The 25,718-nt window shown below is 53.8% G+C and carries 21 protein-coding genes; 15 read left to right on the top strand and 6 right to left on the bottom strand.

Annotation, left to right across the window (positions count from 1 at the left end; all coding sequences use genetic code 11):
• Positions 1-41: 41 nt before the first annotated feature.
• A complete protein-coding gene (locus CSC3H3_RS10780; RefSeq protein WP_101284813.1) occupies positions 42-1,994 on the bottom strand; it encodes a GNAT family N-acetyltransferase in 1,953 nt (650 codons plus the stop codon).
• A gap of 309 nt (positions 1,995-2,303) precedes the next feature.
• Here CSC3H3_RS10780 and CSC3H3_RS10775 point away from each other — a divergent pair, with 309 nt between their 5' ends.
• Both CSC3H3_RS10775 and CSC3H3_RS10770 read left to right on the top strand, forming a co-directional pair.
• Entirely contained in the window at positions 2,304-4,325 is a 2,022-nt protein-coding gene (locus CSC3H3_RS10775) for an autotransporter assembly complex protein TamA (RefSeq protein WP_101284812.1), read from the top strand.
• Positions 4,325-8,791, top strand: a complete 4,467-nt coding sequence (locus CSC3H3_RS10770; protein WP_101284811.1) for a translocation/assembly module TamB domain-containing protein — start codon at positions 4,325-4,327, stop codon at positions 8,789-8,791. The genes CSC3H3_RS10775 and CSC3H3_RS10770 overlap by 1 nt, the downstream gene beginning before the upstream one ends.
• A gap of 78 nt (positions 8,792-8,869) precedes the next feature.
• Here CSC3H3_RS10770 and CSC3H3_RS10765 read toward each other — a convergent pair whose 3' ends face one another.
• The 3 genes from CSC3H3_RS10765 to CSC3H3_RS10755 all read right to left on the bottom strand — a co-directional run bounded on the left by CSC3H3_RS10765 (position 8,870) and on the right by CSC3H3_RS10755 (position 11,290).
• Positions 8,870-9,868 carry a sugar kinase gene (locus tag CSC3H3_RS10765; protein WP_101284810.1) on the bottom strand — a complete coding sequence of 333 codons (999 nt, stop codon included), beginning with the start codon at positions 9,866-9,868 and terminating at the stop codon, positions 8,870-8,872.
• An 88-nt stretch (positions 9,869-9,956) separates the two neighbouring features.
• Positions 9,957-10,841, bottom strand: coding sequence for a MurR/RpiR family transcriptional regulator (locus CSC3H3_RS10760; RefSeq protein ID WP_101270702.1), 885 nt, complete (start codon positions 10,839-10,841; stop codon positions 9,957-9,959).
• 62 nt (positions 10,842-10,903) lie between these two features.
• On the bottom strand, positions 10,904-11,290 hold the full coding sequence (locus CSC3H3_RS10755; RefSeq protein WP_073954668.1) for a RidA family protein: 387 nt from the start codon (positions 11,288-11,290) through the stop codon (positions 10,904-10,906).
• 186 nt (positions 11,291-11,476) lie between these two features.
• On the opposite strand from CSC3H3_RS10755, the gene CSC3H3_RS10750 reads away from it, so the two are divergent.
• From CSC3H3_RS10750 to CSC3H3_RS10730, 5 genes are all read left to right on the top strand, one after another.
• Positions 11,477-11,998, top strand: a complete 522-nt coding sequence (locus tag CSC3H3_RS10750) for a TRAP transporter small permease (RefSeq protein WP_101284809.1) — start codon at positions 11,477-11,479, stop codon at positions 11,996-11,998.
• Entirely contained in the window at positions 11,995-13,275 is a 1,281-nt protein-coding gene (locus CSC3H3_RS10745; protein ID WP_101270698.1) for a TRAP transporter large permease, read from the top strand. The genes CSC3H3_RS10750 and CSC3H3_RS10745 overlap by 4 nt, the downstream gene beginning before the upstream one ends.
• Positions 13,276-13,382: 107 nt before the next feature.
• Positions 13,383-14,441, top strand: coding sequence for a TRAP transporter substrate-binding protein (locus tag CSC3H3_RS10740; RefSeq protein ID WP_101284808.1), 1,059 nt, complete (start codon positions 13,383-13,385; stop codon positions 14,439-14,441).
• A gap of 135 nt (positions 14,442-14,576) precedes the next feature.
• Positions 14,577-16,043 carry a M81 family metallopeptidase gene (locus tag CSC3H3_RS10735; protein WP_101284807.1) on the top strand — a complete coding sequence of 489 codons (1,467 nt, stop codon included), beginning with the start codon at positions 14,577-14,579 and terminating at the stop codon, positions 16,041-16,043.
• Between the two features lie 16 nt (positions 16,044-16,059).
• A complete protein-coding gene (locus CSC3H3_RS10730) occupies positions 16,060-17,124 on the top strand; it encodes a D-TA family PLP-dependent enzyme (RefSeq protein ID WP_101286192.1) in 1,065 nt (354 codons plus the stop codon).
• Positions 17,125-17,208: 84 nt separating this feature from the next.
• Here the strand turns inward: CSC3H3_RS10730 and CSC3H3_RS10725 are convergent, their stop codons facing one another.
• Positions 17,209-17,694: a hypothetical protein gene (locus CSC3H3_RS10725; RefSeq protein ID WP_101284806.1), complete on the bottom strand. Its 486-nt coding sequence runs from the start codon at positions 17,692-17,694 to the stop codon at positions 17,209-17,211.
• 238 nt (positions 17,695-17,932) lie between these two features.
• Here CSC3H3_RS10725 and CSC3H3_RS10720 point away from each other — a divergent pair, with 238 nt between their 5' ends.
• The 8 genes from CSC3H3_RS10720 to CSC3H3_RS10685 all read left to right on the top strand — a co-directional run bounded on the left by CSC3H3_RS10720 (position 17,933) and on the right by CSC3H3_RS10685 (position 25,007).
• The gene (locus CSC3H3_RS10720) at positions 17,933-19,123 is read left to right on the top strand and encodes an ABC transporter substrate-binding protein (protein ID WP_215907487.1); all 1,191 of its coding nucleotides are present in this window, start codon (positions 17,933-17,935) and stop codon (positions 19,121-19,123) included.
• Positions 19,124-19,194: 71 nt separating this feature from the next.
• On the top strand, positions 19,195-20,109 hold the full coding sequence (locus CSC3H3_RS10715; protein ID WP_101284805.1) for a branched-chain amino acid ABC transporter permease: 915 nt from the start codon (positions 19,195-19,197) through the stop codon (positions 20,107-20,109).
• Entirely contained in the window at positions 20,102-21,109 is a 1,008-nt protein-coding gene (locus CSC3H3_RS10710) for a branched-chain amino acid ABC transporter permease (protein WP_101284804.1), read from the top strand. Before CSC3H3_RS10715 ends, CSC3H3_RS10710 begins: the two co-directional genes overlap by 8 nt.
• Positions 21,102-21,866 (top strand): ABC transporter ATP-binding protein, encoded by a 765-nt coding sequence (locus CSC3H3_RS10705; protein ID WP_101286190.1) that lies wholly within the window; start codon positions 21,102-21,104, stop codon positions 21,864-21,866. Before CSC3H3_RS10710 ends, CSC3H3_RS10705 begins: the two co-directional genes overlap by 8 nt.
• Positions 21,866-22,552, top strand: a complete 687-nt coding sequence (locus CSC3H3_RS10700) for an ABC transporter ATP-binding protein (protein ID WP_101284803.1) — start codon at positions 21,866-21,868, stop codon at positions 22,550-22,552. Before CSC3H3_RS10705 ends, CSC3H3_RS10700 begins: the two co-directional genes overlap by 1 nt.
• A gap of 40 nt (positions 22,553-22,592) precedes the next feature.
• Complete coding sequence (locus CSC3H3_RS10695) at positions 22,593-23,441, top strand: alpha/beta hydrolase (protein ID WP_101270682.1); 849 nt, start codon at positions 22,593-22,595, stop codon at positions 23,439-23,441.
• A gap of 130 nt (positions 23,442-23,571) precedes the next feature.
• Positions 23,572-24,513 (top strand): bifunctional Delta(1)-pyrroline-2-carboxylate/Delta(1)-piperideine-2-carboxylate reductase, encoded by a 942-nt coding sequence (lhpI, locus tag CSC3H3_RS10690; protein ID WP_101284802.1) that lies wholly within the window; start codon positions 23,572-23,574, stop codon positions 24,511-24,513.
• Positions 24,510-25,007, top strand: a complete 498-nt coding sequence (locus tag CSC3H3_RS10685; RefSeq protein WP_101284801.1) for a thioesterase family protein — start codon at positions 24,510-24,512, stop codon at positions 25,005-25,007. Before lhpI ends, CSC3H3_RS10685 begins: the two co-directional genes overlap by 4 nt.
• A 79-nt stretch (positions 25,008-25,086) precedes the next feature.
• On the opposite strand, the gene CSC3H3_RS10680 is transcribed toward CSC3H3_RS10685, so the two are convergent.
• A complete protein-coding gene (locus CSC3H3_RS10680) occupies positions 25,087-25,614 on the bottom strand; it encodes a GNAT family N-acetyltransferase (RefSeq protein WP_101284800.1) in 528 nt (175 codons plus the stop codon).
• Between the last annotated feature and the right edge of the window lie 104 nt (positions 25,615-25,718).

Here is a 25,718-nt window from a genome sequence, read left to right as displayed (position 1 = left end):
GATAAAATCGTGCAGCCCTTATTCGTGTGCGATCAGATCGCTCAGGGCTGCGCAATCTGGCTCAGCAGATGGGCGATGATGCGGCGATACAGATCCATGCCAATAACGGCGTCTTCGACCCCGCCATCGATGCTGGGGTTATCGTTGACCTCAATCACCATCGGGCCATAGGGCGTTTCCTTGATATCCACGCCATAAAGGCCATTGCCCATCAGCCGGGCTGCGGCAAGGGCCGTTTCGACGATGTCGGCGGGGGCTTCTTCTACCGGCAGGGTTTCAAAGCCGCCTTCTTCGTAATTTTTGCCGTCATCTTCATGTTTGACGATTTGCCAGTGCCCCGGCGCCATGAAATAGCGGCTGGCATAAAGCGGTTCGCCGCCCAGCACACCAATGCGCCAGTCAAATGTTGTTTCGACATATTCCTGGATCACCAGCAATTCCGAATTTTTAAACATCTCGCCAGCCACCTGTTGCAGATGTTCGGGCGATGTTACCTTGCGGACACCGCGTGAAAAACATCCGTCCGGCACTTTCAGAACGCTTGGGAAATTGAACTGGCCGCCAATTTCCTCGACCCGGCGTTTGTCGAAAATGGCACTGCGCGGGGCAGGGATATGGTGGGTCCGCAGCAGTTCGGCCAGATACACCTTGTTCGTGCAGCGCAAAATTGAGTCGGGATCATCAACGACCGGAATGCCTTCCTTGCGGGCGCGTTTGGCGAACCGATAGGTGTGATGGTCCAATGCTGTTGTCTCGCGGATCAACAGGGCATCAAATTCCGACAGATGATGAAAATCCTTTGCCGTAATCAGTTCGGCCCGCGCGCCAAGGTCGCTTGCGGCCTGGACAAAATTTGCCAATGCATCGCTGTCTGACGGCGGCAGGGTTTCATCCGGGTCATACAAAATGGCAATAAGCGCGGTTGGTGCGCGCCCATTGGATGGCTTGCGCACACGCCCGCGCAAATAGGCCTTTAACGCGGCTTCAAAGGCCGGCATTTCGCTGGCATCAAGATGTTGCAGCGATGGGGCCTCGATTTCGCGCAGCAGTTTTTTATCGCCACTATTGAGGTGCAAACGCAGGATCGGGCAGCGGAACTGGTCAAAGGCCCGCTGGGCAAGGTCGCGAAAGCGTTTGTCGGTGGTGCGGCCAAAATAAACATCGATATGGTCTGGGCGTTCGCCACCAGGTTTGCCCAGCGCATCGGCAATCATCGGGCCAATTTGCGCGCGCGCGGTTTTTTGCAGGCGTTTCCAGTTCAAATCCAGCAGCACGTCGGCCTCGGGGATGACTCTTTCGCTGCGCGCGGCGGCCAGCAGGCTGCAATAATATCCACGCGAAAGATATTCATAGGAATGGCACAGATTGATGACGCGCCGGTTGCGAACACCGTGGTTCAGCGCAAGGTAATCACGCACCTTCATCACGCGTGCACCCGCCACGCTAAAGGGCAGGTCGCGCAAATTATCCACCAGGATCAGGGGTGCGCCGGTCGACATGGCGGGTGAAAGCTGGGTCGGGGCATCAAACAGGTGCCGTTCCATGCGTTTGCCATCGCACCCATCTTCGTAATAGTCGGGCAGAACGGCGATATCGACATATCCATGGCGTTCGTAAATGGCACGGGCGGACTGGTTGTCATCGCGCACTTCAAGGCGCATTTTGTCGCAGCCTGCTTCAATCGCGACGCTTTCAAGCCCGGCAAGCAACTGGGTGCCAAGACCCTTGCCGCGCCAGTTCGTGGCGATTGCCAGCGAATAAATCCGTGCCGTGTTGCTGCCAGCGCGCAAAAGCAGCATGCCATATCCAACAACACCCTCGTCACCGGCATCGGCAACCAGCACGCGGGCGGTCGGCTGGCGCAAAAATCTTAAAAACGTCTCGCGTTTCATGCGGTCAGATGTAAAAACCGCTTCTTCAATGGCGCACAGGCCGTCGATGTCGGTTTTTTGGGCGGTACGAACAACGATCGGTGTGATTTGTGAATTTGGCATAGACGTAACCTTTTGGCCCGATACAGTGACAGTTTCTTTTTGGGTAATCCCGGAGCAAATCTGCAATTTTATAGTGCCGTTCATTTGCCCGAAGGTCACGCAGAATAACGCCGAAATTACGGTCATGCGGTTGCCATTTTTTGATAGTAGGCATGGCAAATTCGCATTTAACTGCAGCATCATAGTGAAACATTTTCAGGCGCGCTGCGTATAATATTCCGAACGCCAAATTCGGACACAGGCACAAAAGGGACAGGGGTGTTGCCAGGACAAGTCTATCCGCCGGCTGGGGGATTTAAAAAACGGTTGATGGTGCTTTCGGTTTGCGTGGGCGCATCGGTGCTGTCGGCCTGTTCGTTTACCGATAATCTGCCATTTGGCGATGGGGCCAATTCTGCTGCAACACAGGATGTCCGCCGGGCTATTCCCTATTCCGTTACATTTCAGGGGCTGGACCCGCAGGAAGAACGCCTTTTGGCGGCCCTGCGTGAAAACAGCACTGCAATTCGATTAAAAGACCGGCCAACCCCGACAAAAGCAGGCCTTGAACGCCGTGCTGAAGACGATGTAACGCGATTTGTGCGCGTTTTGCGGTCTTTTGGTTTTTATGATGCGGTGGTTAATTACGACATTCGCGATGCCGATACGCCACCCGCCGAAGGCGAAACCGAACTGAGCCCCGAAGGTGATGCGATTTCGGCCAAAACCGCCAGCAATGGTGATAACGCCAAAACGGATGGCGACGGGCCGGAAACCCCGGCAAAACCGGCCGATGAGAAGAACCAGGACGAACAGGCACCTGATTCGCCCGCATTGGAAAGCAAGGCACCGCCAAAACCGGTTGTGTTGCAATATCGCGTTGATATGGGAACGCCGTATCTGCTGTCGGATGCGGAGCTTACGGTTATTCACCCTGATGAAAGTTCCGAAACCCGTTCAATGAGCGACGAGGAACTTAAAACAGCCAAACTTTCCATTGGAATGCGGGCCGAGGCCGACCCGATTATTCTGGCAGAACAAAGTGTTCTGGATGTTTTTCGCAATCAGGGCTATCCGCTGGTAAAGGCGGGCAAAAAACATGTTTTGGCCGATACGGCCGAAAAAACCATTCGTGTGACCTATGAGGTCATTACCGGCAAGAAGGCGACATTTGGCAAAATCAACATCGTCGGTGCCGAGGATGTCGATGCCGATTTTATTCGCGGATATCACAGCTGGGACACCGGCGAAGTTTATTCCCCGCAAAAGGTGACTGAAACCCGGCGTGACCTTGCTGAATCCAACCTGTTTAATTCGGTGATTGTTAAGCCCGTGGGGCAGGTGGATGACAACGGCGAAATCCCCATTGAAATGCGGGTGCAGGAACGGGACCACCGGTCGATCGGCGGCGGGCTTGATTTTTCAACCGCGGATGGCCCGGGTGCGAACGCATTTTGGGAACATCGCAACCTGTTTGGCGAAGGCGAAAAACTGCGCCTGAAACTGGAAGGATCGGGCCTGAAACAGGGGGCGTCGGCCAGTTTCCGTAAACCGCAATTCTTGCGGCGCAAACAGGCACTGGTCGCCGAAAGCGAAGCCACCAGCTACACCACCGATGCCTATGAAGGTGAGCTGGCAAATGCCTTTACCGGGATTGAACGTGAATTTTGGGAAAACTGGTCGGCCACCTATGGCGTTACGCTTGAATATTCGGACCTGACAGGGGCGGATTCCCCGAACGAGGAATTTTATCTGGGTGGTTTGCGCGGCGTATTGCGCCACGATAACACCGATAACCCCCTGGACCCGACAACGGGCAATCGCATGGAATTGACGATTTCGCCCTATATGAGCCTTGCCGGGGCGCAAACCCAGTTTACGTCGGTTTCCCTTGATGGGTCGCAATATTATGCCTTTGATGACAAAGGATATTATGTGCTGGCCGGGCGTGGCCGGATTGGCAGCATTTTTGGCGATGAACGGTCATCCCTGCCGTCCAATAAACGGTTTTATTCGGGCGGTGGCGGTTCGGTGCGGGGTTATGAATACCAAACTGTCGGCCCGCTTAACGAGGATGGTGACCCTGTTGGCGGCCGTTCGGTGATTGAGGCCGGGTTGGAACTGCGCGCGCGCATCACCGACAGCATCGGCCTGGTGCCATTTGTTGAAGGTGGCAACGTTTATGAAGCCGTCAAACCCAAGGACTTTACCCTGATGTGGGCAACCGGGCTTGGCGTGCGGTATTACACCGCCATTGGGCCTGTTCGTTTTGATTTTGCCGTGCCGATGGATAAACGCGAAAATATCGATGATGACTACCAGATCTATCTTAGCCTGGGCCAGGCATTTTAATGGCTGAGCAAAACCAACCGTCAAATGATCGTGGTTCCGCCACACCTGGTAAATCGGGCACCGAACGGCGCAGGGCAGGGCCTTTGCGCTGGTTAAAGCGCATCCTGATTGGCCTGTTGGTGCTGGTTGTTTTGCTGGTGATTGTGGTGTTTGTTGCCGGTACGGGGCCGGTATTACGGCAGTTGACACCGTGGTTAAACCGCACGGTATCGGACGCGATAAATGGTGAATTTGCCCTGGGTGCGGTTGAAGGCAGCATATGGAACAGGCTTGAAATTTCGTCGCTGACAATGGAAATGCCCGAAACGGGCCTTGCCGTTAACGGGGATGATCTGGTTCTGGCGTGGTCGCCTTTGGCGCTGTTGGGGGCCAAGCTTGATATCGATCGTATCAGCGCATCGCAACTGACCGTCACGCTGCCAGAACGGGCTGGCCCCCCAGCCCCGGATGAACCCGAAACCGATGATGGCGGAAGCCTGGCACTGCCGGTCGCGTTTGAGCTTCATACCCTTGAAGTACCGCAAATCCACATCAATAACCCGGCTGACGGGCGGGTGTTTTCCTACAAGCTTGATGGTCATGCCCTTGCCAGTCAGGACCTGTCGGCTGTTCTGGGCCTTAACCTGCAACCGCTTGATGGCGGGGCGGACCATATTCGTGCTGATCTGGATTTTGATGCCGAAGGCCAGAAGCTGAAGGCCGATATTGAAGGGCACCTTGATCGTAACGGGCTGGGCATGGCGCTGGCGGGTATGACGGCGGCAGAAGCGCCTGATGTTACCCTGTCGCTAGAGGGCAGTGGCCCCGCCAATGACTGGAAAGGGGACCTTGCCTTTGCAGCCACCGACCTTGCCAGCGTTAACGGTACGGTTAATGTTCAGATGGGAGATGAAAAGCGCATCGGCTTTGGCCTTGATGTGATTGCACAAACGCTGGGTAATTTGGCAAATTCGCTGCCGGAACCGTTGCGTGGGGACATTGGCCTTAAAACAGCGGGTGTATTTGATGGTGAAAACAGCAGGCTTGATCTGGCTTCACTTGAAATTGTCAAAGACCACCTGTTGGCTGCCAACGGCAATGCCAAAATCGATTTCGCTGAAAACAGCATTGATGCCAATTTGTCGTCCGATATTGATGGTGCAGCAAGCGCATTGATGGACGATGCCCTGACCTGGCAAAGCCTTAACCTTCGCGCCCATGCCAAGGGTGATTTGTCGCTGCCGGTTATTGATGCGGATATTGCCGCGCAGGGTGTGGTAATGCCGGTATCAAAGATCGGCGCATTGGCGGTTTCGGCCAATGTGCAGCCTGTAGATGATGATTTTGCAATCAAGGCTGATATCAAGGCCAATGATCATGCATTTGATGATGGTGCATTGGGCGAGATGGCGGGGAATAGCCAGGATATTTCCCTGTTGGCCGATGCCAAAGGCGATTTCAGCGAAATCAATGTCAAAGACCTTCGCATTCAAACACCGAAAATAAACGCCCAGGCAAATGCCATGCTGGATGGCGAAGGCAGCGTGACAAATGCGAAATTGACCGCAAATATTACCGATTTGTCCGCCTTTGCGCCTATTTCAGGCATGGATTTAACCGGGCAGGGCAGTATTGATATTACCGGGCTAAGCTGGAATGCCCAGCAGGGCGGGCAGGGTAAAATCGATATCAAAACCCAACAGGCCGGTTTTGGCATTGCCGAACTGGACCATGTTGTTGGCGCAAGCCCGGATATCCAGGCTGATGTTATGATCAGTCCGGCTATGGATATTTCGGTTGTTCTTAACGCCATTGAGGCTGCCAATATTGCCGGGAATGGCAAGGTCGATATCACCAATGATTTCAATTCATTGTCGGTGAAAGCTGAACTGGGTTTAAAGGCCGGGATTGTACCGCCATCGGTGCCTGTGTCGCTTAAGGGGCGGGATGCGCAGCTTGACATCGCCCTTGCTGGCCCGCTGGCAGAACCGGCAGGTAAAATTACCCTTGCTGTTCCAACCCTTGAAACATCGGGCGAGACTTTTTCTGATGTGAAACTGGCGACCGATATGACCTGGCATCAGATTAAGGGCAGTGAGGCCAATGCCCTGCAATTGTTAAACCGGGGTGGATTTTCCTGGCGCAAGGCACCCTATAAAATTACCGCAGATGTTGCATTGCCAGCCAGCGGGTTAAGTGTTTCCAATATCGGGCTGAATGGTGAGCATGTTGATCTGGTTGGCAATATTGCCATGCCCGGCTATGCAACACCCTTGCAGGGGGATATCAGCCTTAAAGAGCTTGATGCAATCATGGCGCAGGCATTTGGTGTGCCCTTTGCCAATGGCCGGATCAGTGCCGATATTGCCCTGTCGCCCAAAAATGCTGCGCAGCATGTTTCAACGACCATTCGTGCCAAAGGCCTGCGTATGGTTGATCCTGATGGTGTCGAAACCGCAAGAATTGATGATGTGCGCCTGGATGGCGAAATTGACAAAGCCTTTTCCGACCCGCAAATGGACCTGACACTGGATGGGCAGGATATCGGCACAGCCGATGCCCGCATTGAAACCATCAGGGCCAAGGTAACAGGCGTTCTGAAAAAGCTGAATGCCACGGTTAATGCCAAGGCGATGGTCCAAAACCGCATCCCGGTAACGCTTGATACCGATGCCGATATTGCCATTGGCAAGGATATCGCGGTAACGGCCAGCAAGCTGAATGCCGATATTGGAACGCAGCATATTTCCCTGCGCCAGCCGCTGGAATTTCGCCAGGGGGCAAATGGCAGCCTTGCGACCAATGCCAGCGTTGCAATTGGTGATGGTTCGCTGGATGCCAAACTGGATTTGCTGCCGGGCAAAAGTTTTGCCGCGACCGCCGATATCGCAAATGTCGTGCTGGGCCCGTGGGGGGCGATGTTTGATGTGGCGGGGCTGGATGGCAAGCTGACGCTTACTGCCGATGCCGAAGAAAAACCGGGTAAACCCGCCAGTGCCAGCGTGGATGGCAAAATCAGCGACATTAGCGTTGCGGCAGCTGCACAATTGCCGCCACTGGCCCTGGATGTGAAGGCTGATTTGCAGGATGGCAATGTTAGTGCCGATCTGGAAATGGGCCGCCCGGATATGAAAATTTTAACCGCAAAGGCAACCTTGCCGGTTGATGTTTCGTTCCTGCAGTCGCGCTTTGCCGCCCGCCCGGATGAACCCCTGTCGGCGACGGCGAAAATGGATGGTGAGATAGGGCAGTTCTGGCCCTATGTGCCGTTGCCCGATCATTCGCTTGCCGGGGATGTCAAACTTGACGCCAGTGTTGATGGCACCCTTGCCGATCCATTGTGGAAAGGCACGGTATCACTGCGTGATGGCCGTTATGAACATTTGCAATATGGCACGCTTGTTCAGGATATCGTGCTGGATGGCGCGTTCAACAATGATGGTTTTCAGCTTACCCGCCTGACGGCCAATGATGGCGGGCAGGGCACGCTAACCGGCAAGGCCGATGTCAAACTGGGTGACGGGGTGGATTACACCGCCAATATCACCATGCGAAACATGGCCGTGACCCGGATGGATGAATTGCGCGTCTGGACCGATATTGATGTTGATGTTACCGGCGATGAAACCAAGGCAGATATTGAAAGTACGACCACATTGCGCCGTGGCGAGGTTGATTTAAGTGTTGCCCTGCCAGCATCGGTGTCGGAACTTGATGTCCAGAACCTTGCCAAAGTTCAGGATGAAGACGACAAAAAAGACGACGACAAAGAAGCTGGCGGGTTTGTTGCCAACCTGAATGCCAAGGTCAATGTGCCTGCACGCCTGTTTGTGCGGGGCAAGGGCCTGGATTCTGAATGGGGTGGGCATCTTGATATTACAGGGCGGGCTGATAACCCCAAAATTGTTGGTGAATTACGCGCCCTGCGCGGCCAGCTTGATCTGATTGGCAAAACCTTTGTCATCAAGGATTCCAAAATTACATTTTCCGGTGCGCAGCCGCCTGATCCGCTTTTGGATATTGCCGGTGTTTACACAACTGATGACCTGACGGTTACGGCGTCGCTTTCCGGCCCGGCGGCTGATCCGAAACTGAGCCTGAGTTCCGAACCCGCCCTGCCGCAGGATGAAATCCTGTCCCAGGTGCTATTTGGCAAATCACAAGGCAGCCTTAGTGCGGTTGAAGCCGTGCAGCTTGCCAATGCGGCAGCCCAGCTTTCGGGTGGGGGTGGTGGCCTTGATGTTATTGGCACCATTCGTAACTTTATCGGTGCGGATGTTTTAAGTGTTGATGGCGGTGAAGACGGACCAACGGTGAAAGCCGGTAAATATCTGACCGATGATATTTATGTGGGCACCAAACAGGGCACCACGCCGGGATCAAGCGGGGTGGAAGTTGAAATTGAACTGACGCCGCATATCAAGGTGACCAGCGAAACCAACGAGATAGACAGTAAAGCTGGCATCCAGTTCAAACTGGATTATTAAAGCCTTCAGCCGATCAGGAACAAAAAGGCCCCCGTCGATATCAATCGCGGGGGCCTTATAATTGGTGTTTGCTGCGGTTTAAAGCGTGACATCATCCACGGGAACAAGGGCGCCACGCGCGCCAATCACGCAGGCCGCAATTTTTTGGGCAATCGCAATGGCGCCTTCAATGTCAATTCCCTGTTGGCGCGCGGCAAGATAGCTGCCGTTGAATGAATCGCCGGCTGATGTTGTATCGATAACCCGTTCCACCCTGGGCGGGGTTACGGTGCCTGTTTCGCCGGTTTTGGTGACATAGGTTGATGGCAGGGCACCATTTTTAACAATCACTTCACCAGCCCCGGCATCAAGCCAGCGTTTGGCGCAATCAACCGGGCTGGCATCGCCAAACAGGGCGGCTTCGTCATCGAATGTCGGCATTAAAATGTCGCTCAGGGCGGCGATTTGGGCATAGGCGGCCTTGGCCGTTGCCGTATCGGGCCAAAGGCGCGGGCGGTGATTGCTGTCAAAGCATACGCGCGCGCCGTTGTTGCGAAGTGTTGCGAGCATAGCAAACAGCTTTTCACGGTCTTTTGCACTTAAAATGGCAAGTGAAATACCGGAAAGATAAACCATGCTATAACCTGCAAGGCCGGTTGCCAATGTCTGGTCATAGCCATCCTGCAGCAATTGTTTTGCTGCAGCATTTTGCCGCCAATAGCTAAAACTGCGTTCGCCGCTGGCATCGGTCTGAATGGCATAAAGGCCCGGTAATTGGCCATCAATCTGGCGAACAAGGCTGGCATCCAGGCCATCCTGTTTCCAAGCCGCCATCATGGCGCGGCTATAGGGGTCCGTACCAAGGGCGGTGACATAGGAAATGGTGGCATCGGCCGTTTGCCCATTACCTGCCGGTGCCGATTTCCCCTGTTGCGCAATCAGCTTGGTGGCGCGCGCCATGTAAACGGCAGCGTTCAGGGTGTCCCCCGCATAGGAAAGTTTCGCCGGGCCAAATGCAGATGCGGCCTCGTCGCCATCATGGGCGCTGGTGGCCGAAATTTCGATCATGCATTCACCGATGAAGGCGGTTCTGGTCATCTAAGCAATCCTGTTATCGGTTTATTGGTAGGATGAATACCCGCGCCAATTTGGGCGACGCGCAATGTGCCGTCAAGTGTGCGATCCGTCAATCGCCGATCGGCAGGCGGCCACCAGTGGGCAGCAATGTCAGCAGGGAGGAACGGATACGGCGCAGTTTTTCTTTGCTGCGCGTGGGGTTGCGCCGGGCAACGGCGGTTGCCAGCACATCAATTGTTGCCAGAAAAACATGCCGTGTGGCGGTTGGTTTATAAATATCGGGGCTTTCGGGCATGATCAGGCCGATCACAATGTCGCTTTCAGCGGCAAGGGGGCTGTCGGGTTTGGTCAGTGATATGACCTTAGCACCATATTGCCGGGCGATGGCCGCACTGTGAATAAGTTCCGCCGGGCGGCCACTGGTGGAAATGGCGACAATAACGTCCTCGTCCCCCAGGGTGGATGCCAGCATGCGCTGCAGGTAACCATCATTTTGGGACTGGGCAGGGATGCCCAAGCGGAAAAACCGGTTTGCCGCATCAAACGAAACGGTGCTGGACCCGCCGCCAACGCCAAAAAATGCGATCTGGCGGGCATTTACCAATATGTCGGCAGCGGCATCGATATCGGCATCTGAAAGCTGGTCACGCAGCAGGCGCAAACTATCGATGATGGTGCCAATAACATGGCTTCCCAATACATCAGGGTCGGTAATATGATCATCGATGGGTTCAGGGGCCAGATACTGCATACTGACCGCAAGGTTTTGCGCCAGTTTCAATTTGAAATCGCGAAAACCTTCGCAGCCAAGGCTGCGGCAAAAACGGATTACGGTGGGTTCGCTGACCCCGATATTGCTGGCCAGTTCCGAAAGGGCAATGGATGTGACTTCTTCAAGATGCCCGGCAACATAATCGGCAACCTTCTGTTCGCGCGCGGGAAGGGTTCCCGGCGGGCGGTGAAGCTGGCTGATAATGTCGGTCGCACTTTGCATCTGAAAGGTCCTGGTTACGGGTCAACAGGGTGCGGTTCATGGCACCCTGTTGATTGCTACCATCATTCAGGTTTGTAGGCGATAGCTTCGATTTCGATTTTGGCATCGACCATCAGTTTTGCCTGTACGGTTGAACGTGCCGGGCGTTCGCCCGGAAAGAATTCGGCATAAACGCGGTTAAAGGTCCAGAAATCACGGGTATCGTCCAGCCATACCGTCATTTTGAACACATCATCAAGCGTGCAACCCGCCAGAGCCAGTGCCGCCTTGACATTTTCCATCGTGCGTTTGGTCTGGCTTTCGATGCCGCCATATTCGATTTCGCCATTTTCCTTCATCGCGACCTGGCCGGAAATATAAACGAAATCACCGGCACGCACCGCAGGCGAGAACGGCAGTTTCTGGCCGCCAGCACCACTGCGTTCATTTCCGAAATGTTTTATCGACATGGAAAACTCCTTGATTCTGCGAAATGTTTTTTCTGCATAAAAGTAGTTTAACTACTTAAATCGTGGTTTGTTAACCGTATCCTGTGTCATTTTCGTGAAAATTTCCATAAAAATGTGTAGACAAGCTACAAATATGTGATCAATGTGTAGAAAAAATACAAACGCTCAATCAGTGGAGACGATAAAATGGGTTTGCAGCGCGTTGAGGCATCCGCCCGCTCGCTTAGCAACGGACTGAACTGGGTCGTGGAGCGGATAATTGCCGTTTTGATGCTGGCTCTGGTGCTTGATGTCTGGCTGGGTGTGGTGGATCGCTATCTTGTTCACTGGCAATTGAACTGGCCGGAAGAACTGGCACGCTATCTGATGATCTGGGCGGTCCTTCTGGCTGTTTCGGCCGGTATTGCCCGGCGTGAACATATCGGCATTGGCCTGGTTGTTCTTAATTTCCCCATGCGCCTGCAGCGGATCGTGCTTTTTGCGGTCGATGTCATTGCCCTGGCGGCTTTTATCTATCTGGCATTTTACGGGTTTGATTTTGCCCTGGGTGGTATGAAACGCCACGCCATGATTTTTGGCATGACCCTGGTGCTGCCCTATGCCGCTGTGCCGGTTTCGGCCCTGTTGGCGGCCATTCAGCTTTTGCTGGTCGCATTGCGTGACCAGGGGCGCTACATCCCGGTCGATTTGACGGAGGGCGCGGAATGATCATCGCCATTATCTTTGTTGTTCTGATGGTTCTGGGCATGCCGATTGGTTTTGCCCTGGGCGTTGCCGGTGTTGCCGGGCTTTATGATATGGGCGGCGGGCTGTTTCTGGTGCAGGGGCCGAGCAAGGTTTTTAACGGCCTTAATGTGTTTCCGTTCCTTGCCATGCCGTTTTTCATTCTGGCAGGCGAAATCATGAACCATATCGGCATTACCAGCCGTCTGGTCAAATTCGCCCAGTCACTTGTCGGGCATTTCCGTGGTGGTCTGGCGCATACCAATATGCTGGCCAGTGTGTTTTTCGCAGGTCTTACAGGGGCGGCCACGGCCGATGCGGCGGCGTTTGGCAAAACGCTGGTGCCTGCCATGGTCGAACGGGGCTATCGTCGTGATTATGCCTGTGCGGTTACGGCCGCGGGGTCCATTATCGGGCCGACCATTCCGCCGTCGGGCTTGATGGTGGTTTATGGGTCGCTGATGGGGGTTTCCATTGGCGGCCTGTTTGCGGCAGGTATTTTGCCAGGCCTTATGATTTGCCTGATCTGCATGACGGTGATTGCCGTTTCCGCACGCCGTAAAAACCTGCCCAAGGAAGAACGCCGCGCCAGCCTGCTTGAAATCTGGAAAATCTTCAAATCGTCGATTTCCGCACTGATCATGCCCTTGATCATTCTGGGGGGGATTCTGGGCGGTATCGTCACCCCGACCGAGGCGGCATCTGTCGCGGTTGCCTATGCCCTGTTTATTGGGGTGTTTGTTTATCGGGCGCTGACGGTCAATGATTTCATCCAGATGCTGATCCGCACGGCACGGGTTACCGGGGTGATTTTCATCATCATCGCCTTTGCCTCGATCCTGGGCTGGTGGCTTAGTTTCAACCGTATTCCGCAGGAAGTTGCCAGCGCGGTTCTGGGTGTTTCTAGCAACCCATACTGGGTCATCCTTATGATCGTCGGCCTTTTGATGGCGATTGGCATGGTCATGGATATCAATGCCATTCTGATCATTCTGGCCCCGGTTCTTGTGCCGCTGACCCTGCAGATCGGGATGGACCCGATCCATGCCGGCATCATCTTTGTTCTTGCACTGAACATCTCGCTCATGACGCCGCCTGTCGGGGCCTGTCTGTTCGTGCTGGCCTCGGTGACGGGGGAAAAACTTGAAAAAATCGCGATACAGCTCTGGCCGTTTCTGATTGCGGAAATCGGTGTGCTGCTGCTGTTCGCCTTCTGGTCCGATCTGGCTCTGGTTGTGCCGCATATGCTTGGCTTCCGCTAGGCATTGCGACGCACCGGAAACACTTGGTTATCCGCCCATGCCCAGGGCGGATCACCCTGGGGGACAGGGTGTTTGGGGCACACAATAATCCAATCAGGAGAGGTAATATGAAAACACTGAAACGTTTCGGGGCCCTGATGGCCGCGACCGCAATGCTGGCTGGTACGGTTGGCACCGCCCATGCCGAAGCAAAGATTTTGAAATTTGCCCATGACAACAAACTTGATCCGTTTGAAAACCCGGCGCAGGCCTGCACCGCCGTTTTCGCCAATATCGTTGAAGCGGATACCAACGGTGCGATCAAGGTTGAAGTTTACCCGTCCAACCAGCTTGGTTCGGCAGCCGAACATGTGCAGATGGTTCGGGATGGTCTGATCCAGGCGACCCTGACATCAACCGGTGCCATCGCATCCTATTATCCGCGTATTGACGTTTTGAACCTGCCATTTGCCTTCGACAGCAATGCCGCGACCTATAATGTTTATGATGGTCCGTTTGGTGTGGCCCTTGCCAAGGATATCGAAGCAACGCTTGGCGATGTCGAAGTTCTTGGCTTCCCCGATACCGGCGGGTTCTTTGCTGTTACCAACTCGCAGCATCCGATCAAATCGCTTGACGATTTCAAGGGTGTGCGTATCCGCACCATGTCGCTGCCGTCGCATCAGAAAATCATGCAGGCACTGGGTGCAGAAGCATATCCGATGGCATGGGGCGAAGTTTATGCCGGCCTGCAGACGGGTGTTATCGATGGTCAGATGAACCCGGTTCCGACCGTGACCTTTGCGAAATTCAACGAAGTCCAGAAATACCTGACCCTGACCAACCATCTGTTCTCGCCCTATACCCTGATGCTTTCCAAGGCATTCTGGGATGATCTGACCTCTGATCAGCAGCGCATCATTCGTTATGCGGCACAGTCTTGTGTTGTTGCCAGCCGTGGCGTTTCGCGCGTGATCGAGGCATCCGATCGTGGCCTGAAGGGCCTGATGGGCAAAATGGAAATCGATGCGCTGACACCTGAAGAACGCGCACAGTTCAAAAAGGTGACCCAGCCGGTCATGGAAAAACACGTTCAGGAAACCCTGGGCGACAAGGGTGTTGAACTGCTGAACCTGTTCAAAACCGAAGTCCAGAAAGCCAACGAAAAACAGTATCTGACGGAATAATTCCGTCAGGCAGGGAGGGGGCTATCTCCCGGCTTCCTCCCGCCACCCTTTGCCCCGTCGATATTTATGGGCGCTGCCCAAGTAACGATTTCATTGAATAATTTACCCAATACAAAGATCAAGAAGGACACGGGTATGCGGATTTTTTGCGCCTCCATCGCAACCGAAACCAATACATTTTCCCCGCTTCGCACCGATATGTCGGATTTCCGCGAAAGCTTTTATGCAGCCCCTGGTGAACACCCCGAAACGCCGACTTTGTGCAGTGCCGTTTTTACCGTTGCCCGTGCACGGGCCAAGGCCGAGGGCTGGGAACTGGTCGAAGGCACGGCAACCTGGGCAGAACCGGGTGGCCTTGTGAACCGTGAAACATACGAAACCCTGCGCGATGAAGTGCTAGGCCAGTTGCGCGCTGCCATGCCGGTTGATGGCGTGGTATTGGGCCTGCATGGGGCCATGGTGGCGCAGGATTACCTGGACTGCGAAGGTGACTTGTTGCAATCCGTGCGTGATATTGTCGGGCCGGATGTTGTGATTGGCGCAAGCTTTGATCCGCACAGCCATCTGAGCGCCAAGCGGTTTGCTGCGGCCGATATTTTTGTCGCTTTCAAGGAATTCCCCCATACCGATTTTGTCGAGGCAGGGGCCGCCACCGTTGATCTGGTTTTGCGCACCATTCGCGGCGAAATCAAACCGGTGAAGGCGGCCTTTGACTGCAAAATGATTGAAGTGCTGCCAACCTCGCGCGAGCCGATGCGGTCCTTTGTCGATCGGATGAAGGCGATGGAAGGCAAAGACGGGGTTTTATCCGTTTCGGTCATTCATGGCTTTATGGCTGGTGATGTGCCTGAAATCGGCTCGCACGTTATTGTCATAACCGATAATGATGCCATAAAGGCTGAAGGCCTATCCCATGATCTGGGGATGGAACTGTTTGGTTTTCGCGGTACAACCCGGCCCGATTTTATCACCCCCGAACAGGCAATGGCGAAATTGCCGGGCCTGTCAAACTTCCCGGTGGTCATTGCCGATGTATGGGATAATCCCGGTGGTGGTGTACCAGGTGATTCGACCCTTTTATTGCGCAAGGTGATGGAAGCCGGGTTAAAGGATTATGCCTTTGGCACGATCTGGGACCCGATGGCCGTGCGGATCTGTTTTTCGGCGGGCGAGGGCGGGCAATTACCGCTGCGCTTTGGTGGTAAAACATCGTCCCATGGGGGCGCGCCGGTTGATGCGATGGTGACGGTTAAAAAACTGCGTCGCAATTCATGGCAAAGCTTTGGTGACAGCATTGTGCCGCTGGGCGATTGTGCGCTGATTGAACTGCCTGATGGTGGCGAGGTTATTTTAAACAGCAATCGGGCGCAAAGTTTTGATCCGGATCTTTTTTCCAATATGGGCGTTGATCCCACAGGGAAGAAATATCTGTTTATCAAATCCACCAATCACTTTTACGATGCATTTGCCAAAATTGCTGGCGAGATCGTTTACGTCAATGTGCATGGTCCTTACCCGTCAGACCCGAAAACCAACGGGTACAAACATCTGACCCGCAAGGTCTGGCCCATTGTTGATGATCCGTTCGCACTCGCATCATGATGAAATCGAGCACAGAATGACCGAATTAGCCGAGCTTGAAACACCCTGCGCCATTGTTGACCTGGATTGCGTTGAACGCAATTTGCGGACCTATCAGGAATATTGTGACGAACACGGCATTGCCCTGCGTCCGCACATCAAGACGCACAAAATTCCTGATTTTGCATTGCAGCAAATCGCCATCGGGGCACAGGGGATCACCTGCCAGAAAATCGGCGAGGCCGAGGTGATGGCAGATGCAGGCATCGGCGATATTCTGATTACCTATAATATTATCGGCGATCGTAAATTGGCACGCCTGCGCACCCTGGCTAACCGGGTCGATCTGTTACGTGTTGTGGCCGATAACGAATTTGTCGTGCGCGGGCTTTCGGCGGCCTTTGCCGATAGCCCAAAAGCGCTTGAAGTTCTGGTTGAATGCGATACCGGGGCAGGGCGCTGCGGGGTGCAATCCCCGCAGGACGCAGCAAAGCTTGCCGGGTTGATCCATGATTTGCCGGGCATCAAATTTATGGGGCTGATGACCTATCCGCCCAATGGCGGTACCGCGCGGGTTGAGGAATTTTTCCGCGCGGCGATGGCTGAATGCGAAAAGCTGGGCCTGGAATGCCCTGTGCGCAGTTCTGGTGGTACGCCCGATATGTGGCAGGCCCATCTGGCCCCGGTGACGACCGAATATCGAATTGGGACCTATATATATAACGATAAATCCGTCATCGCGCGGGGCGGCTGCCAGGAAGAGGATTGTGCCCTGCACGTCCTAAGCCAGGTTGTGTCATTGCCTGCACCGGGACGGGCCATTATCGATGCCGGGTCAAAGGTTTTGACATCGGATTTGTTTGGCCTTGAGCATTTTGGCTATGTCGTTGGTCATCCCGACGTCACCATCAAGGCGCTTAGCGAGGAACATGGTATTCTGACCTTTGATCCCGCAACGCAGCCCTTTGAAATTGGACAGCGCATTCGCATCATTCCCAATCATGTATGTGTCGTTAGCAACATGTTTGATTATGTGCAGCTTTGCCGGGGCGATATTTTTGAAAATCCGGCCTTCGTTGCGGCACGCGGCAAGGTTTTGTAAGGCGGTTTTCGGGGTAAATCCTGGCTTTATCGCACAAAAAAGGCGGCATCCGGTGTTGCGGGTGCCGCCTTTTGCATGTTTGCGTCAGTCGTTATTGGGCAGATAGCCGATAAAGCCAGTGATGCGCCATTTCCCATCCGCGCCTTTTTGGCAGTAATAGTGGGTTTTCCACAGCAGGCGGTCTTCGGTGCCGTCGGCTTTTTTGATGCTGCCATTGAAATGCTTGCGCGCCAGTGCCCGGTCGCCGGTGATTTCGATATGTTCAAGTTTGGTTGCGGCAAAAACGGCATCAAATAACCGTTCGGCATATTCGGTGTTCTGGCTGGCACGTGCCTGCGACAGCCATGTATCGCGATAGGCGGAAAGGTCGGGAAATGCCATGGTCCAGTCATCGGGATTGGGTGATGTGTGCGCGTCGATGCCATAAAAGCCATTGGCGGCAAAATCGTTTTCAACCAGTGACCAGTCAGCCAGCACAAAGGCGGTAATGTCACGCGGGACAAGCATGTCCCAAATGGCGTTGCGGTCGGCATCTTTGGTGGGGAAAGGGCAGGTCTGGTCGGTGGTCATCGCGGGTCCCTGTTTTTGGCAAAGGTATGTTTTGCAGCGGCGCACTGTGGCATTTTCCAAGGCCCGATAACAGGAATTTTGCCGAAAAATACGTAATTATACGTAGATGAAATAAAAAAACTTTAAGCTTAAACAAACTGGTTATTGCAACGGCGCCCAAATTGGGGATGAATAGAAAGACAACAAAAAAACAAGTCAAAATAACCTATTCATAATTCGGTTTCAGGGAGACTTTAAGATGTTGGTAAAAGGCAAAAAGGCCGCTTTGCTGGGGGCCGCAGCCATGGTGATGGGAACCTGTGTTGCAAGTTTTGCGGCACAGGCCGCAGAGCCGGTAAAGATTGGCATGATCACGACCCTTTCGACCGGTGCGGGGTATCTGGGCGATGATATGCGCAAGGGGTTTGAGCTGGCCATTTCCGAACATGACGGAAAACTGGGTGGTTCGGACATTGACCTGATCGTTGAAGATGATGGTCTGAAACCCGAAAGCGCACGCCAGATTGCGACCCGCATGATCGAAAGCGAACATGTTGATCTGATGACGGGGATCATTTTTTCGAACGTTGCCATGGCCGTTGTGCCCAAGGTCGTTCGTGATGGCATGATCTATATTTCCACCAATGCAGGCCCCAGTGTGCTTGCCGGTGCGAAATGCGATGCGAACTATTTTAACGCAGCATACCAAAACGATAATATCCACGAAGCCATGGGCCAGTATGTGCAGGACCAGGGTTTTAAAAAGGTCTATCTGCTGGCACCGAACTATCCGGCGGGCAAAGACGCCCTTTCGGGTTTCAAGCGGTTCTATAAGGGCGAGATCGCGGACGAGGTTTACACCAAACTTGGTCAGACCGATTATGCCGCTGAAATTGCATCGCTTCGCGCTGCAAAGCCCGATGCGGTGTTTTTCTTTTACCCCGGCGGCATGGGCATCAACTTTATCAAGCAATACGCCCAGGCAGGCCTGAAGGATGAAATTCCCCTGTTTGGTCCGGCATTTTCGGCGGATGAACATCTGGTCGATGCTGTGGGTGAAGCTGCTGTTGGTATGAAAAATACCTCGCATTGGTCGCCCGACATGGATAACGCAGCCTCGAAGAAATTCGTTGCCGGTTATGTTGCCAAATATGGCGCAAAACCCAGCCTGTATTCGGTTCAGGGTTATGATGCCGCCAATCTGATTGGCAGCGCCATTGCCGCAGTTGGCGGGGATATGTCCAAGAAGGATGATTTCCGCGCGGCCCTGAAAAAGGCTGATTTTGCTTCTGTTCGTGGCAATTTCAAATTCGGCAATAACAACCATCCGATCCAGGATTTTTACGTGCGCGAAGTCGTCGCGGACCCGGATGGGGGCTTTACCAACAAGCTGGTCGGCAAAGTATTTTCTGACCATGTCGATGCCTACGCATCCGAGTGCAAAATGTAATTTTGCCCTGCGCAATATGTTGAATGGCCGGTTTCGTACCGGCCATTCCGTTTTGGCACCGGAAAATAATTATGCTTTTATTCCTTGAGCAGCTTTTAAACGGGCTGCAATTTGGCGTGACCCTGCTTTTGATGGCATCGGGGCTGACCCTTATTTTCGGGATCATGAACCTGATCAATCTGGCGCATGGGTCGCTGTTTATGGTTGGTGCCTATGTGGGTGCCACGGCCATTGCCCATGGATCGGGTTTTTTCCTGGGGTTGCTGACCGGTATTGCCGCTGCTGCCATTACCGGCATGGTGATGGAATTTGTCATCATGCGCCGGCTTTATCGCCGTGATCATCTTGATCAGGTTTTGGCGACCTTTGGCCTGATTTTGTTTTTTAATGAAATGGTCAGCATCCTGTGGGGGCGTCAGCCCATCGCGATGGATACGCCGGGATTTTTATCTGGCACGGTAGAGCTGATCCCCGGTGCCCCTTATCCGGCGTTTCGCCTGGCGGTTATTGCCACGGGTATTTTGGTGACCGGGCTTTTGTATTTTCTGGTGATGAAAACGCGCATTGGCATGTGGATCCGTGCGGGGGCATCAAACCGGGAAATGATCGGCGCGCTGGGTGTCAATATTTCGCTGCTTTATACGGTTTTGTTTGGTTTTGGCGCTGCCCTTGCCGGTTTGGCCGGGGTGATGGCGGCACCGTTCAGCGCCGTTCAGTCCGGCATGGGTGAAAACATCCTTATTCTGACATTTGTGGTCATTGTTATTGGCGGTATCGGGTCCATTCGCGGGGCGGTTGCCGGGGCATTGCTGATTGGCCTGACCGATACTTTGGGCCGTGTTTACATCCCCGATTTGATGCGCCTGTGGCTGCCGCCATCGGTTGCCGACGGGGCAGGGGCGTCGCTGGCATCAATGCTGATTTATATTCTGATGGCCGTTGTACTGGCCTTCCGGCCGCGGGGGTTGTTCCAGACACATGGTTAAGAGTTTTTCACGCAAAAGCTGGGCAACACTGGCGATTTTTGTGCTGTTGGCACTGGTGCCGCCCATTGCCCATGCCTTTGATAATTCCTTTCTGATCACGATGTTCAACCGCGCTTTGATTTATGCTGTGGCGGCGGTCGGGCTTGATCTGATCATTGGTTTTGGCGGTATGGTCAGTTTTGGTCATGCGGCGTTTTTTGGCATTGGGGCCTATACAGCGGGTATTTTGGGCACGCATGCCTTTGATGGCAGCGAATTTATTTTCGGCTGGACCGGCAGCAATGATGCGCTGGTGGTCTGGCCGCTTGCGATGCTGGTGGCTGCTTTCTTCGGGGTGATTATTGGCCTGATCAGCCTGCGCACATCGGGTGTTTATTTCATCATGATCACCCTGGCCTTTGCCCAGCTGTTTTATTTCTTCTTTGTCTCGCTGTCGCAATATGGCGGGGAAGACGGGTTGTCGCTGTGGGACCGTAATGCCATTCCCGGCCTCGACCTTTATGATCGCGATACATTCTATTATCTGTGTTTTGCCATTTTGCTGGCGGTGTGGTTTTTCCTGTCGCGGCTGGTGGCGTCGCGTTTTGGGCGTGTCATTATTGGCTGCAAACAAAATGAACGCCGCATGCGGGCACTGGGTTATGACCCGCTGCTTTATAAACTGGCGGCCTTTTGCATTTCCGCGGCCATTGGTGGCCTTGCCGGGGCGTTGATTGCCAATCATTCCGAATTTGTCAGCCCGGGGCTTTTGCACTGGTCGCGGTCCGGCGAATTGATGGTGATTGTGATCCTGGGGGGGATGGGCACCCTTGTTGGCCCGATTTACGGGGCATTGGCCCTGTTTTTGATGGAAGAAGGCCTGGTATCCTTTACCGAACACTGGCAGGTCATTTTAGGCCCGATCCTGATTTTGGTTGTTGTATTTTTCCGGGGCGGGATTGTGGGTTTTTTGTCCGGCAATGGCCGGGCAGCGGGAAAATCCGGGGGTGATCATGGCTGATATTTCGCAAAGCGGCCCGGTATTTGAGGCCAAAAACCTGTTTAAAAGTTACGGTGGCCTGCGTGCGACCGATAATTTGTCCCTGCATTTGGAAACCGGCAAGATCCATGCCCTGATCGGCCCTAACGGGGCGGGTAAAACCACGGCCCTGTCGCAATTATCGGGTGAATTGCAACCCGATGAAGGGCAGGTGTGGTTTTGCGGGCAGGATATTACCCGTTATTCCATGCCCAAACGCGCCCGAATGGGGGTTGCGCGGTCCTTTCAGATCACCGCGATTTTTGATGATTTTACGGTTGCTGAAAATGTGGCGGTTGCCGTGCAGTCGCGGGCGTCGCACCATTTTTCGTTCTGGCGGGCGGTTGGCCGGGATAGCAGCATTAATCGGCGCACTGATGCGTTGTTAAACCAGGTTGGTCTGGTGGCCTTTGCCAACCGGCGGGCGGCCGACCTGGCGCATGGGCAAAAACGCCAGCTTGAAATTGCGATGGCGCTGGCGCTGGAACCAAAGGTTTTGTTGCTGGACGAACCAATGGCCGGTATGGGGCCAACCGAAAGTGCGCAACTGGCCGAACTTCTTGAACAGTTGAAGCATGATTTCGCCATTCTGCTGGTGGAGCACGACATGAATATCGTGTTTCGCCTGGCTGATATGATTTCGGTGCTGGTGAATGGGGCTGTGATTGCATCGGGCACGGTTGATGAAATCCGTGAAAATGAAGATGTGCAAAAAGCCTATCTGGCGGAGGGATACTGATGCTGGAATTGCAAAATGTCGAAACCAGTTATGGCAGCAGCCAGGTTTTGTTTGGCGTGAATTTGCAAATCAATGAAGGTGAGATTGTAAGCCTTTTGGGCCGGAATGGGATGGGTAAAACCACCACCGTTCGATCCATTATGGGGTTAACCCCGGCAAAGGCGGGCGCCATCCGGTTCAAGGGCAATGATATTTCCCGCCATAAATCATTTCGGATTGCCCGTGCCGGAATTGGCCTGGTGCCCGAAGGACGGCAGATTTTCCCAAACCTGTCGGTGCGCGAAAATCTGGTGGCAACGGCGCGCGGGCAGGGCTGGGACCTGGCACAGATTTATGACCTGTTTCCCCGCCTTGCGGAACGGCAAAATAATATGGGCAATCAGCTTTCGGGGGGGGAGCAGCAGATGCTGGCCATTGGCCGTGCGTTGTTGACCAACCCGGATTTGCTGATTCTTGATGAAGCAAGCGAAGGGCTGGCGCCTGTCATTCGGACCGATATCTGGGCCTGCATTCGCAAATTGCGCGATATACGCCAGACGGTTCTGATTATTGATGGCAACCTGGATGCATTGATGGCGGTTTGTGACCGGCATTATGTGCTGGAAAAAGGCCGTATCGTTTGGAATGGTTCTTCTGAACAGTTTGCAAATAACCCGGAAATAAAGAAAAATCATCTGGGCATTTGACGCATTTGGCATCGGGCAAAGCAGAACAGGGAAATCACATATGGGCTGGGGTGGTTTTACGACGGCAGAGGTGGAATGGCAGTATAACCCGCGCGAGACCGTGCCGGATTTTGCCGATCATTTTTCCCGGTTTGTTGCGGAATCCGAAAAAACCCGCGCAGATCTGCACCATCTTTCAGATTTGCGCTTTGGTCCCGGGCCAAAAGAAACCCTGGATGTTTTCCCATCGCCCAACCCCAATTCGCCGATCCATGTGTTTTTCCATGGGGGATATTGGCGCAGCCAGGATAAACGCGATTACGCCTTTATCGCCCGTGCCCTGGTTGCCGATGGTTTCAGTGTGGTGTTTGCCAATTATGATTTGTGCCCCGATGTTACGGTCGGCGAAATCACCCAGCAGGCCATTCGCTGCATTGCCTTTGTGCATGACCATATCGAAGATTTTAATGGGGATCGGGACCGGCTGAGCATTTCCGGCCATTCGGCGGGGGGGCAGATTGTTGCACGGTTGGCCGCGCATGACTGGCACACGGAAATTGGCGATGCCACACCCTTTTGTGCCGTTATCCCCGTATCGGGTGTGTTCGACCTTGAACCGCTTCGCTTTACCAGCATCAATGATGATATTCGCCTGACGGAAGAAAGTGCTGCGGATAATTCACCAATGCTTGATGCGGTGCCGATGGGGCCGAATATGATGCTGGTGGTGGGCGAGCAGGAAACCCCCGAATTTTTACGCCAAAGCCAGGCTTATGCTGCTTATTGCAGTAAGGCGGGGCTGGTGGTGCCGGTGCATCAGGCCTGGGGGGCAAACCATTTTACCGTGTTAGAAGAGCTATATTGCAAAAATGGTTCTCTTTACGGGAACCTGAAGCGCATTATCGGCTAAAACCCAACCAAAACAGCATGAAACGGCTGTTTTTACCGTGTAAATCAGGGACTTGTTGCCGTGACGGTGGCCTGCCAACATGCTAGGCTGCGCAAACGTAACAATAACCAGAAATTTACAGGTAGGCCCCATGCGTTTCGTCACCGCCGAAGATATTGATCGTTCCGTTCCGCCGCGTGAAATGGTTGAAGCCCTGCGCACCTGGTTTGAAAAGGGCTGTGAAACACCCTTGCGCAGCCATTTCAACATGGAACGCACCAGCGAGGATGACGCAACCCTGCTTTTGATGCCATCCTGGGAAAAAAACGGTGCAGCCGGTGTTAAGGTTGCCGCTGTTGTGCCAGGCAATGCACAGCGAAACCTGCCTGCGGTTTCGGGCATTTATATTTTGCTTGATGGTGTTACCGGGCAGCCTGCTGCCGTGCTGGATGGCACACGCCTGACAACGCGCCGGACGGCGGCGGCATCTGCGCTGGCGGCGGATTATCTGGCGCGCAAGGATGCCAGCCATCTGGTGATGGTGGGGACTGGTGCGATGGCCCCCAATCTGATTGCGGCACATGCCGCCGTTCGCCTGATTAAAAAAGTCACGATCTGGAACCGCCGGCCCGAAAAGGCAACTGCCCTTGCAAGCGAGGTTGCCGCAATGGGCCTTGAAGCCACCGGGACAGACGATTTGCAGGCAGCCTGCCGCATGGCAGATATCATTTCCTGCGCCACACTTAGCACCGAGCCATTGGTGCAGGGGGCATGGTTGCGTGATGGGGTGCATGTTGATCTGGTGGGGGCGTTCAAGCCGACAATGCGCGAAACCGATGATGCGGTTATGAAAAGATGCCGCATTTTTGTGGACAGTTTTGATGGTGCATCTGCCGAAGGGGGGGATGTGGTTCAGGCGATCCAGTCCGGTGCGATCAGCAAGGATGACATTAATGGCGACCTGTTTGATTTAACACGAGGCAAGGTCAAAGGCCGCCAGTCCGATGATGAATGCACGGTTTTCAAATCGGTCGGGCACGCGCTTGAAGATTTCGCCGCAGCCGTTAGCGTTGTTGAGGCCCTTGATAAATGATCAGCAGCAATCTTTTCGGCCCGGAAATGCTGGTGAGTTATCAGGGCGATGTTCAGCCGGAATGGATCGATTTTAACGGCCATGTCAATGTTGGCTATTATATCGTGGCGTTCAATCTGGGGTCGCTTGCATTTCTTGATGCTGTCGGGCTGGGCAGGACATATCCGGCGCGGCGTGGCGGTTCGACCTTTGCCCTTGAAATGCATGCGACCTATGACCGCGAAATTCTCCTGAATGACAGGTTTGAACTTCATACCCGTGTTCTGGATTGCGATGCAAAACGCATTCACATGTATCATGAAATGCGTCATGCGGATGAAGGCTGGCTTTCGGCCACAAACGAAATCATCACCATGCATATCAATATGGAAACCCGCCGGTCGGCCCCGTTCCCGGATGATATTTTTCAAACCCTGGATGGTATTCGCAAGGCACAGGCGCATTTGCCCATACCATCCGGTGTCGGGCGCACGATAGGCATCCGGCGTAAATAGAATGTGATTAAAGGCATGTTGCGTTTGGCAGGTTCAAACGCAACAGCCGCGTAAATATGCCAAAATGGCAAAGGGTGGTTCAGGCTGCCGGTTCGTGTTCGCGCGCGGGAACATAAAGGTTGCAGGCCTCGCGGTCGCCATCGACAAAAACAGTGCGATCAAACACCATTCCCAGGCTTTCAAGCAGGCGGATGGAGCGGTTATTTTCCGGCAGGGTAAAGCCGACAACCCGTTCCAGGCCAAGCTCGTGATAGGCATATTCTAGGGTGGCTTCGGCGGCTTCGCGGGCAAAACCCTTGCCCTGCCATTCCTTTAAAAAGGCAAAACCAATATCGGGGTCCGGCAGGCTTTGGCGTTTTACAAGGCCACACAGGCCAATGGTGGCGCCGGTTTTTGCCAGATCGACCATATAAAGCCCAAAACCATTGGCGTGATACGCGCTGATCAAACGTTCATTGATATAGACAGCGGCTGATGCAAGATCGCCGATATTGCGATCACCGATATATTCAATCCAGTCGGGCTGGTTGAGCAGTTCAAGAATAAAGGCCGCGTCATCATGTGTTGCTTCACGCAGGATCAGGCGGGATGTCTTGATGGGCAACATTTTAGAACCAGTCTTTAAACGTAAAAAACATACAATGACTACCCGTTAAGCTGGTAAAGTATGCCGAGCTTGTCAAAGCATATTTCACATTTCGCGACGGAGAA

The sequence above is a fragment of the Thalassospira marina genome (genome assembly GCF_002844375.1).
Lineage (GTDB): Bacteria > Pseudomonadota > Alphaproteobacteria > Rhodospirillales > Thalassospiraceae > Thalassospira > Thalassospira marina.
Note: the sequence above shows the minus strand (reverse complement) of the source record. Positions and strands in the feature narration are given on the sequence as shown.